Raw genomic sequence first — 12,808 nt, forward strand, 5'->3', positions numbered from 1 at the left:
TCGGCAGGCGTGCTTGACGCGCAGCTTACATTTTCCTCACCGGCAGCTTATTCTTGCCGTTTCCACCGTGGCTAAAGCGCTGACTTGTGACCGCGACCTCTGATCTAGGGAATTTTATAGCTTGCGTTATTTCTTCGAGGACTACGCATTGGATCCCGACCGTCGCGAGCTATCTCGCGGCGCCAATGTTGTCCCCGTGGCACCGCAGGTCTTTGACCTGCTAGAGTACCTTATCCGCAACCGGGAGCGCGTCGTCAGTAAAGACGACCTCATTAGTGCCATTTGGAATCGGCGCAGCGTGTCGGATGCAGCGTTGACGACCCGCCTCAATGTCGCCCGGAGCGCGGTTGGTGACACAGGGGAGGAACAGCGCCTCATCAAGACGTTGCCGCGGAAGGGCTTCCGTTTCATCGGGCCAGTGCGAGAAGAAGGGGGTGATAGCCGGGCAGTCACTGACAACAGGGTAAAACCAGAGAAACTTACACTCGCGCTCCCCGATAAACCCTCTATTGCCGTACTGCCGTTTGAGAACATGAGCGGCGATCCCGAGCAGGACTACTTTGCAGACGGAATGGTGGAAGAGATCACTACTGCTCTTTCGCGGTTCAAATGGTTGTTCGTGATCGCGCGCAATTCGAGCTTCACATTCAAAGGCAAAGCTGTAGACCTCAAGGAGGTCGGACGCAGGCTTGGCGTGCGCTATGTCCTTCAAGGATCTGTGCGCAAGGCGGCGGGGAAAGTTCGCATCGCAGGGCAGTTGATTGACGCGATTACAGCGGCGCACATCTGGGCGGACAGGTTCGAGCGCGACCTGACGGATGTTTTCGCTCTGCAGGACGAAGTCACGGTCGCGGTTATCTCAGCCATTCAGCCAAAGTTGCTTCAAACGGAAATAGGATTGGCGGTGCGGAGGCGACCGGAGAATCTCACCGCCTATGACTTCTATCTCCGTGCTATGCAGCAGTATTACCTGACAACCCGCGAAGGTTTGGCCGAGGCGATCAGGCTGGCGCATAGAGCTTTAAAGCTAGACCCTTGGTTCGGCTTTGTCGCGGCACTCGCAGCTACCTGTCACTTGCGAAACATCCTGTGGGGCTATGCAGTCGATCCTCAGTTCGACAGGAAGGAAGCAATTCGGCTTCTTCGTTGGGCTTTGAATATTGACGATGATGATCCAGATACGCTGGCGCTGGCTGCGGCGACATCAGCCTTCATGGTCGGCGACTGCGAAAGTGAGATTGAATTGGTTGACCGGGCGGTTGCGCTCAACCCAAATTCCTTTGTGGTATGGAGTTGCAGAGGCCAAGTCTACAGAATAGCAGGACTGTACGAGGAAGCGATCCGCAGCTTTGAACGGGCCATTCGCATGAGCCCGGTAGATCCGCGGCTACACCTGCTGTTTGCTGGGATGGGGAGTGCCCTTGTTGAGCTTCGTCGATTTGATGCGGCCATCGCCGCAGGGAAGAAGGCCCTTCGTCAGAACCCCTCCGATCTGGTGGCTTACCGCTATCTAGCATCCGCTTTTGCTCATCTCGGACGTGAGGCCGAGGCCCGTCAGGCGGCGGCGAATGTGCTTGCGGTTGATCCTGCCTTTACAATCTCAGCATTCATCGCGCGGGGCGGGCAGTCAAACGCGAAGCTGTTGGTCGAAGGACTTCGCAAGGCCGGGTTGCCAGAGTAAGCTCATGATCGCCTGTGCAGACGAGGTGATCGAGCGCGAGACGCAATGTGCAATTGGCCCGGGCGGACTGAGCGCCTGAGTGCACGATGTCTGCTTCCCGAACAGCTCTAGCAAGCTGCCTAAGTCAGCCTATGACCCGAATGCGAAGTTCAGGCGGCGTCCTCAGTTGTCGGCTTATCGGGCTAGACCGAGCAACCGGCCGACCTTCCAAACGGAGCTCATGACCCAACTCAGACATCGGCTCGGTGCGGCGAAGCTGATGCTGGACTAAGGGGTCGGCTCCGACGTTTGCATACTCATTGCCACTTCGGAAGCTAGTTCGGCGATAAGCCGCGATAAGTTTGCTTCAGCTTTTGGACGAGCTTCGCGCAGCCGCTTGCGAATCCGGTCCGCATCTGGGTCATGCGCGGCTACATCTGCCTGTCCAACGCCCGCGCCCGTCAGCCGATGTTCCGCCACCCATCGTTGAAGAGCCTTGTCCGCCGACCATCGGCGCCCGGCTTGCAACTCCTCAAGTGCACGTCGAACTAAGTCTTCCGGTGCGTTCGGCGATTTCATCGGCTTGCAAAGTTCATTCTTTGTCGTCTCATCGTCGTAGGCGGCTTCAATATGAGCGATGACCGCTGCGCTCAAGCAGAAAGCGCCGGAGCGCAACATTTGAATCGTGATCCGGTCACCGTCGAACACACGTACAGAAGGTCGAGTATCAAATGCCCTTGCAGTGCAATCCACATAGAGGCTGCCTGAGCAGCCTTCGATCGTCCCATGTTCGAGGATTACTGTCTGATGTTCGATCCTCAGCACGCGCCCCTTGCGCACAACGTCTTTGATGGAGCGCAGGGCTTCTACCTCAAGGCCCGAGATAGTCGCACCACGATACATGGTCGGTGTCACCGTTGTATCGATGCGGAAGATCCCGCCGGTTCGTTCCAGCCGCTCAAAAAAATCGGCTATGCATGTCGCTTCTGCTGCCGCTTCAAGTTGATTTGCTTGGCCGCCTGCCGTCTGCTTAAAAAACGCTTCGCCCGGCTGAACCCTGTCTCGGTTAATGAGCCACGAATCACGTGGCACGATCCAACGTATGCTTTCCGGCGTCGCGCCCATCTGGAGCAACCATACACCGACATCCATTGCCGTCTTGCCGCCGCCCAGAATGACATAGCTTTTGAAGTCCGGCGCAAACTTCGGAAGCACATTCGGGGTAACGAGCCTTACGCCGTCACAAAGCTCGAAGGAGGGAACGTGGGTCGATGGGACCTGGGTGTTTAGGAAGGTAGCGTCAACGAGTTTTTTGCGAAGCGTTACCTGCTGAATATCGCCGGAGAGTCGGCAGACAAACCGATTATCGCCTTGATATTCACACAACGGAAAATATTGAACGCGGCCCGAAGGCAGAAACCGTTCGTTCATTAGCCGGTCGTAATAACTGATGATCTGAGCGCCGGAGGCGAGTTCATAATAGCCCCTGTTTAAACCTGCCACATCTAGTCGACTGCTGCCGAGTGCACGGGAACCAACCCCGTAATAAGCTGACGGTTGATGAAGACGGACAAAAGGATACGCGTCGTTCCAGTGGCCCCCGGGCATGTGATGGCGGTCCACGATCACCATGTCCGCTTCAGTTTCGGTCAAAAGTTGGTCGGCGAAAGCCATGCCCAACGCGCCGCTGCCGATGATGAGGTAGTCGGTTGAAAGCATTTGTGCACCTGATGTTCGGCAGAGCCCGTTTTGGCCGCTAGTGCAGGATGTCCAATGCCCCACCACCTTGTCAGGTTCTGTTCCGAAACACCATACGTGAGTCCGCCTGTGGCCCGAATGCGAAGGGCCGACGCGGTCTGCCGGTGTCCGCTCAGCGGAGTATACCAGACCAGGTTTGCTCAGTTCGAGATCTTCTCATTTTGACCCTGGCTGTGTGAAAAGCCGCGAGTCAGCTAGGATTCCTTCATTTTCTGATGGAGGACACAGATGGGACGCTTCGTTGAAGGCGCGGACAGATCCCAGCTGACGCTCTTGCCGGAATGTCTGGAGGATTGGGTAGGCGAGGACAACGCGGTCCATGTGATCGATGTGTTTGTCGAGGCGCTCGACCTGCATGGAATGGGGTTTGAGCGCGTGATTGCCAAGGAGACGGGCCGGCCATCCTATCATCCGGCGGTCCTTCTGAAGCTTTACATCTACGGTTATCTCAATCGGGTGCAGTCCAGTCGCCGCCTGGAACGTGAGGCGTGCCGAAATATCGAGGTGATGTGGCTGATGGGCCGCCGGGCTCCTGATCACAAGACGGTCGCCGACTTCCGGAAGGACAATGGTGCGGCGATCCGGAAGGTTTGTGCGAAGTTCATTGCACTTTGCCGGCAAATGGGCCTGTTGCAGACCCCAAGCGTCGCAATCGACGGCAGCAAGTTCAAGGCGGTGAACAACCGCGACCGCAACTTCACGCATGCCAAGATGGCGAGACGGATGGCGCAGATTGAGGAAAGCGTCGGTCGATATCTGCGTCAACTCGACAGCGCCGATCGGCAGGAGCCATCGGAAGCGATCAGCATCAAGACGACGAGGATCAAGGAAAAGATCGCTCGGCTAAAACAGGAGATGAGCCGCCTGGAAGTGCTTGATGCGCAGATGCGCAACACGGCGGATCAGCAGATATCGCTCACCGATCCGGATGCCCGTTCGATGGCCACCAGCGGACGCGGATCGGGTGTGGTCGGCTACAATGTCCAGGTCGCGGTGGACACCAAGCACCATCTGATTGTTGCGCACGAGGTCATAAACGTCGGCAATGACCGGGGGCAGCTTGCTCGGATGTCGAAGCAAGCCAAAGAAGTGCTCGAAGTGGACAAACTCGAGGCGGTCGCCGACCGTGGCTACTTCGACGGAGAGGAGATATTAGCCTGCGAAGAGGCTGGCGTTGCAGTCACCTTGCCCAAGCCCATGACGTCGAATGCCAAGGCGGAGGGCCGGTTCGGCAAACAGGACTTCGCCTACCTGCCTGATGAGGACGTCTACCGCTGCCCATCCGGTCAGCTGCTGCCCTATCACTTCACCAACATCGAGCATGGAATGACGCTGCGCCGTTACTGGTCGACGGCGGCATGCCAAGGCTGCGCGATCAAGAGCCAATGTACGCCGTCCAAGGAGCGCCGGATCACGCGCTGGGAGCATGAGCATGTGGTCGAGGAGGTCCAGAGACGGCTAGATTCCAATCCAGACGCCATGCGGACGCGACGTGAGACAGTCGAGCATCCCTTCGGCACGATCAAGGCCCGCATGGGCGCGACCCACTTCCTGATGAAGCGCTTAGGGAATGTCGCCGCTGAGATGGCGCTGCATGTTCTCGCCTATAACCTCACACGGGTGATGAACATCGTCGGCAAATCAAGCCTGATTGACGCCATCCGCGCCGCCTGAAGGCCGGAAGTGCGTCCAAAAGCGCAATGCCGCGTCGCGATATCAATTTTGGCCGGTCATGGGCGATCCGACGCGAGAACATCAACCGACGACCGCGGACCCTCTTATCCGTTTGCACACAACCAAGACCCATAGCGGACAATCAACCTTCCGGCACCCCGGCTAGGCGCAGACCCCTGTAAAATCGCTCGCGGCCGGCAAGGAAGGTCGGATTGTTACTGGGCGCGGTGTCGCGCAAGCGGCGGATGGTGAAGGTCGGATCAAGTGCTAGGGCTGCCTGCGCGGTTGCCTTCGCTTCATCCAGTTCGCCAATCCGCGTCAACGCGTCGGCGAGCCAGAAGTGCGAAAGCGGATTGTTTCGATTGGCCTCGATGCTTCGCCTTAACCAAACCACGGCTTCCTCGCCGGCACCCAAGTGCAATTTGGCTCCGCCAATGACGATCAGCCAACGGAAGGCTCTTATGTCACGAGGAGATAGCCGGAGCGCTTCAAGGATGTGCGCCTCGGCTTCCTCCGCCCGGCCGACGTATATTTTCGCCAGACCGATCCACGCGTGAGCCTCGGCCAGATTGCGGTCCAGTGCCAACGCTCGCTCGCATGCAGCAATGCCATGCGAGGCGCGATTTGTGTTGATCTCAACGAGACCGAGCTGCAGGTGCGCCATTGCGTGTTGTGGTGCCAACGACAAGGCCCTGCCCAACAGCGTTTCTGCCGCTGCGAGACGAGGGGCCGCGTCGTCCGTCATGAAATTCGCTGATAAAATCACGTCGACCTCCGCTCTGCCGACCAGGGCTTCCAAGCAGGCCGGATCGAGCGCCAGGGCACGTTCAAAGAAGCGCTGTGCTTGCGTGAGGTGCTCAGGGGTATGCCCCCGGTTGAAGATGGCTCTGCCTCGGAAATACAGATCTATCGCGTCCGGGTTTGCGGTGCTCTCGGCTCGCCGCGCCTCGGCTGCAATCAGTTCGGCATTCAGCGCGTTGGCCAGCCGAGATACGATTTCGTCCTGCAGGTCCAAAAGGTCGACGAAAAGCTTGTCGAACCGCTCTGCCCAAAGTTGGTTACCCGTTTCGGCGCTGACCAGCTGTACGTTGACGCGAAGCCGGCGACCGGCCCGCTGAACCGACCCCAGCAAGATATAGCGGACGTTCAATTCGCGTCCGATCTGTTTGAGATCGATCGGCTTGCCTTTGTAGGCAAATGCGGTGTGTCGGCCTATCACGAACGAACCGCTGATGCGCGACAGGTCCGTGTTCAGGCTCTCCGTCACGCCGTCGGCGAAATAGTCCTGCTCGCTGTCACCCCCAATGTTTGCGAAGGGCAGCACCACAATGGAAAGACGAGGTGCAGGGGCGAGGCGGGACGTGTCGGTACTGCCATGTGTAGCGGCAACCGCACGCCACTGATCTTCATGGACCGTGCCGACGAAGCGAAAACCCTTGCGCGGCAGTGTCTTGATCAAGTGCTGCTTTTCCCCGCTGTCGCCGATGGCGGTCCGGGCGGCATTGAGGCGGGTCGTCAACGCGGCATCCGAGACAATGCGGCCGTTCCAGATTGCGCTGATGATCTCGTCCTTGCTGACCACGCGTTCCCTGTTGCGGATCAGGTAATGGAGCAGGTCGAACACCTGCGGCGAGACGGGGATCAAGTCGGCGCCTCGACGCAGCTCGCGCCGCTCAGTGTTCGTTGCGCGGTGCAGTTCGCGCCGGTCGGTGTCCAGTGCGTAATCCTGAAAGAGATAACGCAAGCTGCCATTCCTTCTGGGGGGCTCTGAAGCCCTTGAGCACGAAGAATAAGCTGCCGGTAAGGAAAATGTAAGCCATCAGTTGAGCGCGCAGGCGCATCTTGCGGCAAGCAGTTCGGGGCGGACCCGAAGTGACGCTGCGGGACCGCCAGGACCGATTTTGACAAAAGGCCGACGCGGCAGACTTGCCCTGTTATTGTCACGAAGGCCCGCTCATTCTTGCCGCCAATCAAGTGAACCCTGATCCGAACCTAAACTGAATGTAAATTTGAGGGAGCCAATGGCAAAGGAGTTCGCGTACGGCGACGCGGCCGCGGTTGGGTATGATCGCGCGTTTGCACATGTGTCACGCCACTTTTTGCCGTTCCTTCTGAGTGCCGCACGTGTTGCGTCTGGCATGAAGGTACTCGACATCGCAACGGGCACTGGACTGGCAGCGGCAGAATCCTTGCTCGTAGTTGGACCAACAGGGCACGTCGTTGCGGCCGACGTATCGGAAGCCATGGTTGGACAGGCGCGGCAGCGCCTGAGCGCGGCGGCAAATATCACCTTCGCGGTGGAGGACGGCCAATCTCTCTCGTTCGCCGATAGCAGCTTCGATGCTTTGATTTGCAGTCTCGGGCTAATGTTCTTCCCTCATCCCTCGCGCGGATTGTCGGAGTTCTTGCGTGTCCTTCGGCCGGGCGGACGCGCAGCAGTTTCCGTTGCAACCGTGCCGGAACGAACCTACAACGGCAGCGTCAACACAGCTATCGCCAAGCACTCGCCAGCGATCCGCGAGGCAACGGCGAGGATGTTTTCATTGGGTGACCCGGCGCGTCTGCGACAGTTGTTCGAGAAGGCCGGATTCCAAAACATCGAATTGACGAGGCAGGCGCACCGGTTCAGTATGCCATCTTTCGACGCCTACTTTGGTCCGTATGAACGCGGCGACGGTCCGACTGGACAAGCCTATCTGACACTCCCTCAATCGGTGCGCGATATTGTTCGCCAGGAAACGCAACGCAGCCTCGGAGATAGAGGCGGGCCCGTAGAAATCGAGGTTCAATATCAGTTCGCAAGCGGCCAACGCCGCTGATGAAAGTGGTCGGCCGCTGCTGCCGTGCACATTCCGCGTGATGTCCGCACTTGGCCCTTGGCGGTCAACTCCTACAAGACCTCTCATGTCCGGTTATGAGGTACAATCCGACATTGTGATCTTTGCCGCTGGGCCATTAACTCTTGTGAATCCCAAGCCGCTCAGTGACGACTATATTTCAGAACGGCGTGGGTATTTGAATTGGTTGGGGGAGTGCTGCTGACCCTCTATGGCGGGAAAGTGGTCGCCTCCGTGAACAGTTTTGTTCGTGGAGTCAGTCATGTTGCTTTCAGAACGATTCAGTGAACGAACCATTTCCAATATGGATGTCGCATTGGAGCGAGCGTGTAGATTGATGCCGCTGGCGTTCGAAGGTCATCCAGCCCGAAAGTTCGTGGCGGAAAAGATCGTCGAGTGCGCCAACAAGCACACGCAGACGCTCGGCGGTTTGACCGAGGCGGGCAGGCGGGCGGTCGCTGAACTCGCCGCCGAAATCGTCGAAACGAATTGAGCTACTGCAAGACCTTCGGCAGCACGAGCACAATCTCGATTTCCTGCTTGAGGACGCGGCTGGCTATGTCTGCGATGAGCAGAGAGAAATCGTCCTCTATCGTAGCGGCGGCAGGTTCGTCCTTGGCGTAGACGTACCGCAGAGGACCTTCAACCTCGGCAAAACGAACACCGGCAAAAACGCGGTCAAACTCGTTTGCTCCAAGGATCGCAGCTACGCGAGCCTGAATGGCGAAATCCTGAATGTCAGTTAAGTTCATGCGAGCCAGATAGATACTATCGGTCGGGAAACAAGAGCGCTTCCAGTCACTTGGCACGACCATCTGTCCAGATGGAAAGCTGGTTTGGACGTCTTGGCAGAGCCACACACCCCAGTGCACTTCAGGAGGAATGGACGGCCGGGCCGCGTCAGCCAACCAGAACTTCCGTTTTGGCGGAGAGGGTGTTCGCGGTAGGGAACGCTCCCGGCTTGGTGTTCCCGAGCCGTTCGGCGGGCGTTCTCGTTGACGTTGAAAATACAACCGGGAATCGAGATCTCGGTTGCATGTGAGAACACGGTCGGAACGCCGCCTCAGCCCCGCGGTTGGAAAGTCGTGAGTAAGGTAGGTAAACTGCCCGCCGTTGGCCCCAACTTAACGGCGGGCTTTTTGTGAGTTGCGTAAGTGGTGAAGCGTACCAGGACGGCACCGGCAAAAAGGCCGCGTGCCGCTATTCCGGGCTTTATTAGCCCCCAGCTTGCGACCCTGAAGATGAAAGCACCTTCGGGGGCTCAATGGATTCACGAAGTCAAATACGACGGTTACCGTATCCAGCTCCACATCGACGGAGATATCCGAAAGGTCTTCACCCGCAACGGTCTCGACTGGACACATAAGTTCTCCGTCATTGCCGGTGCCTTCGAGATCGAAGGGCAGGCCATCGTTGACGGTGAGGTGGTCGTCATCCACGAGGACCGCACCAACTTCTCCGAGCTACAGGCAGACCTCGCCAGAGGCGAACAGGACCGCTTGCTGTTCTTCGCGTTCGACCTCCTGTGGCTCGATGAACAGGACTTGCGGAAGCTTTCGCAGCTTGCCCGCAAGGAGCTGCTGAAGGATCTGATCGAAAGCAATCAGCTCGAGGAGCCCATCCTCTACAGCGAGCACCATGGGGGTGACGGGCAGGCACTGTTCGAAGCCGCAAGGAAACTTAATTACGAAGGTATCGTCTCCAAGCGAGTTGACGCCCCATATCGGTCGGAGCGTGTGGAAGCTTGGCAGAAGGTCAAAGTCGTTCAGAAGGGAAAATTCCCCGTCGTCGGGTTCATCAAGGATCCAACCGGCGTCGCCGCTCTCTATCTCGGTAAGAAGGAAGGCAAAGAGCTTGTCTATATGGGCAAGGTCGGCACGGGCTGGAGCCGGACGACATCGCGCAAGATCAGAGATGTCCTCGATACTGTGGTGAGCCCGAAGCAGAAGCTCACCAAGCACATCAAAAAGCCGAAAGCCACCTGGGTCGAGCCGAAGTTCTACGCGGACATCGAATACAGAGACATCACGTCGGAGGGATTGCTACGCGCGAGTTCCTTCAAGGGATTGTCTCGAAAATAACTTATGTTCCTGAGCCTTCCGGTTGTGGACGTACAATCGTTCACGCAGCAGAAGGAAGGCCCGATGGGATTAAAGCACAGGCGATTTAAGCAGACGGATTCCTTGGAAAGCAGACTGGCACAGATTGCGGAGGATATGCGTGAACGAGCCGAGAAGGCACCCGGAGAGGAGCGGACTGACTTGCTCAAGCGCGCTTATAACGCAGATCAAGCAATTGAGCTGGAGCGGCGGCTTCGTGCGCATTTTAGGAACGCGGCCCAACGGGCAATGTTGGCCAAGTAGATCCTCCCTAACCTAAACTAGGCCTCCGCTGTCTCGGAGGCCTTTCCTTTGGGAGGACCTGGACAGAAAGTTCACTTTTGCACCAACCGAGCTCTTCAGGGAATTTGGCACAATCCCTCCTAGCGGTGCTGTTGTCGCGTCCGCTGGCCGGAACACACCGACGCCAAGATCGTTCTTCGCGTATGGCTACTTACGTCTTGGTTCTGATCGGAGCTTTTGCGATTGTGGCAGTAGCGAGCTATGCCGCGCTGAACTGGCCGACTTCTTGATTGCGGTGAACCCTCCGACCAGAGTGCATCTAAGCCGCTTCAGCCTCAAGCCTCTCCTGGCTACGCTTTTGATTGATCAGATTCAACAGATGCGCCGAGGCTCTGGCATCGCAGAGGGCCCGATGATGATTCTCGAGCTCGATCCCATAAATCTCGCAGAGCTTGCCCAGTCCGTAGGACTTGTGTCCCGGATAGCGGCGCCTCATTCCCGCGCAGGTGCAGAGCTTCGGAAACCTGAAGCGTCGCCCGATCCGCTCGAATTCGTAGGAGATGAAACCGTAATCGAAGCTGACGTTGTGGGCGACGAAGATGCCGTCCCCCATGAACTCCATGAAGCGGTCCGCCACTTCAGCGAACAGAGGTGCGTCCCGAACCATTTCGTTCGTGATGCCCGTCAGTTGAACGATCTTCGCCGGAATGGAACGTTGCGGGTTTAGGAGAGAGTGCCACTCGTCCACGACACGGTGGTTGCGGACCTTCACAGCGCCGATCTCAGTGATGCGGTCGCCGTTCGACCATGAGCCGGTCGTCTCGATGTCGACCACCACGTAATCCTGCTCAGGGTCAAATCGATAATCGACCCGGCCAATCTCCGCCTCGATGCCGGCTGCGCCGAGCTGGCGGAGGCGGGTCAGTTGGTTGCGGCGGATCACATCGCCCTCTGCCTTGACCTCCATGAAGGATGCCTTGCCGTCGCGCACAAGCATCAGGTCCGGGAAGCCGTCTCGCATCCCGCGGAAATCGTCGCACATGTTGCCCACGATGCTGGCGAGGCCGGCAGGATCGGATCCTTCGAGCAGCGCGCGCAGCGCCTCCACTTGCACGTGATCCCAGCTGAAGATCCCGTTGGGGCGGCCCCATCTCGCTGCCACGGTGCGGAGGATCAGCGGAAGGCCGGACCCGCACGCGATAGCTGCTAGTTTCTCGTCGATTATCGCCGCGAAAAGCCGACTGAAGCTGCGGTCCTTCAGGCAGTGCGGTAGCCAATCAAACCCGCTGGGCATGCGGGTGCTCTCGAACAGCTCGTCCCAGAAGAGCAGGCCGAACAGGGTGTGCCACAGCACGTTCTCGGTGAAGAAAACCTCGGTGCCGTCGCGCCGCAGCACGCCCGCGACGCCTGCTTCGGGATTGCCGCGATAGGTGTCGTCCACGGTGATCGTGCGGCCGGACCGCAAAAGTGCGGTGTAAAGGCCCGTACGCCTGCCGCCGAACTTACGGGCGTAGAAGTCGGTGGCGAAGAGATGTTCGCCATCGCTGGCGGGATCATCGATCATCCGCTGCAGCAGCGCTTCAGCCCCCGCCTTGTCGCCCGTGTTGTAGAGCAGGCGAACCAAGCGCTCGTTGCAGTCCGGCGACGGACCGGCACGGTAGAGCTGCCGGGCGAGATCGTTCTCGCCCGCCTTCTCGAAGAAAAGCGCGGTCTGATGCGCGGCTCGACAGCGGAGATCGGCGGCGAACTGGGTCGGGCAGGGGGGACCGGCGAGCACGTCGATGGCGGCCCCTCTGTGGGCAGCCTCCGATCCATCCTCCAAGTTGGCCAGAACCTGGCTGTAATGGAACGAGGCCAGCGCCTCCTCGGCATCGGTGAAGCGCGCGCTGAACGAGGTCTCGCGGTTGGTGCGGAGGATTCCCAGGTCTCGCAGCGCGAAGTTCTTCAGATCGACCTCGGTCTTACCGAAGTAAAGGTAAAGGAGGAACTCGATCGGCCGCGTCCCGTCGAGCGCGATGAAGTTGCGGGCGCCGCAGTGCTGCGCGGCGACGGAAAAGGGTATGCGCTCCAGATAGTAGTCGATGAACTTCGGCTTCGACCAAGATTTCCGGACATCTCCTCGCCCGGCCGCCTGCGCGCCAGTAACGAGGATGTCCTTTGGCAGGCATGAGACGAAGGCCGCATAGTCGGCCTCGCCGAGCTCGCGAGCGTGACCGGCCGCAGTCAGGTCGGATGCCGCCCGCTCCACGTCATCGATCTCGGAATAGTTGAACAGCGAGCGATTGAATATGGCACCGCGCCTGTTAATCATGCGGACCAGCAGACATTGTGCATCTCTCGATAGGCCTTCGAACCGCGCTATGAAGGCGTGATGCTCCGGACCAAGCACGGGGGCGTACGTCCGCTGCACGAACCCCAGCATTTCGGCGAAGTGGTCGAGGTAATAGTAGACGGGCAGTTGGGGCAGTTTGGCCAAGCGGACCTTCGCGGCAGAATCGTTTGTTCTATTTCTGTTCTGACGCCGCCCTCAGAGTCAA

9 protein-coding genes are annotated in these 12,808 nt (G+C 58.5%); 5 read left to right on the top strand and 4 right to left on the bottom strand.

The features are described from left to right. Nucleotides 1-121 precede the first annotated feature (121 nt). A complete protein-coding gene (locus I6F33_RS17075; RefSeq protein WP_225143434.1) occupies nucleotides 122-1,681 on the top strand; it encodes a winged helix-turn-helix domain-containing tetratricopeptide repeat protein in 1,560 nt (519 codons plus the stop codon). Nucleotides 1,682-1,948: 267 nt separating this feature from the next. Here I6F33_RS17075 and I6F33_RS17080 read toward each other — a convergent pair whose 3' ends face one another. After that, the gene (locus tag I6F33_RS17080; RefSeq protein WP_225143435.1) at nucleotides 1,949-3,379 is read right to left on the bottom strand and encodes a hypothetical protein; all 1,431 of its coding nucleotides are present in this window, start codon (nucleotides 3,377-3,379) and stop codon (nucleotides 1,949-1,951) included. 267 nt (nucleotides 3,380-3,646) lie between these two features. Here I6F33_RS17080 and I6F33_RS17085 point away from each other — a divergent pair, with 267 nt between their 5' ends. Continuing rightward, on the top strand, nucleotides 3,647-5,092 hold the full coding sequence (locus I6F33_RS17085) for an IS1182 family transposase (protein ID WP_225143436.1): 1,446 nt from the start codon (nucleotides 3,647-3,649) through the stop codon (nucleotides 5,090-5,092). Nucleotides 5,093-5,234: 142 nt separating this feature from the next. Here the strand turns inward: I6F33_RS17085 and I6F33_RS17090 are convergent, their stop codons facing one another. Further along, nucleotides 5,235-6,836, bottom strand: a complete 1,602-nt coding sequence (locus I6F33_RS17090) for a winged helix-turn-helix domain-containing tetratricopeptide repeat protein (protein ID WP_225143437.1) — start codon at nucleotides 6,834-6,836, stop codon at nucleotides 5,235-5,237. Nucleotides 6,837-7,113: 277 nt separating this feature from the next. Between I6F33_RS17090 and I6F33_RS17095 the strand changes: the two genes are divergently transcribed. Continuing rightward, nucleotides 7,114-7,911, top strand: coding sequence for a class I SAM-dependent methyltransferase (locus I6F33_RS17095; RefSeq protein ID WP_225143438.1), 798 nt, complete (start codon nucleotides 7,114-7,116; stop codon nucleotides 7,909-7,911). A 280-nt stretch (nucleotides 7,912-8,191) separates the two neighbouring features. Next, on the top strand, nucleotides 8,192-8,422 hold the full coding sequence (locus I6F33_RS17100) for a hypothetical protein (protein ID WP_225143439.1): 231 nt from the start codon (nucleotides 8,192-8,194) through the stop codon (nucleotides 8,420-8,422). 1 nt (nucleotide 8,423) lies between these two features. On the opposite strand, the gene I6F33_RS17105 is transcribed toward I6F33_RS17100, so the two are convergent. Then, nucleotides 8,424-8,837: a hypothetical protein gene (locus tag I6F33_RS17105; protein ID WP_225143440.1), complete on the bottom strand. Its 414-nt coding sequence runs from the start codon at nucleotides 8,835-8,837 to the stop codon at nucleotides 8,424-8,426. A 246-nt stretch (nucleotides 8,838-9,083) separates the two neighbouring features. Between I6F33_RS17105 and ligD the strand changes: the two genes are divergently transcribed. After that, nucleotides 9,084-10,010: a non-homologous end-joining DNA ligase gene (gene ligD / locus I6F33_RS17110; protein WP_225143441.1), complete on the top strand. Its 927-nt coding sequence runs from the start codon at nucleotides 9,084-9,086 to the stop codon at nucleotides 10,008-10,010. Nucleotides 10,011-10,590: 580 nt separating this feature from the next. Here ligD and I6F33_RS17115 read toward each other — a convergent pair. Then, nucleotides 10,591-12,747 carry an exonuclease domain-containing protein gene (locus tag I6F33_RS17115; protein ID WP_225143442.1) on the bottom strand — a complete coding sequence of 719 codons (2,157 nt, stop codon included), beginning with the start codon at nucleotides 12,745-12,747 and terminating at the stop codon, nucleotides 10,591-10,593. Nucleotides 12,748-12,808 lie beyond the last annotated feature (61 nt).

It is taken from the genome of Bradyrhizobium sp. BRP20, from assembly GCF_020194215.1.
Taxonomy (GTDB): Bacteria; Pseudomonadota; Alphaproteobacteria; order Rhizobiales; family Xanthobacteraceae; genus Bradyrhizobium; species Bradyrhizobium yuanmingense.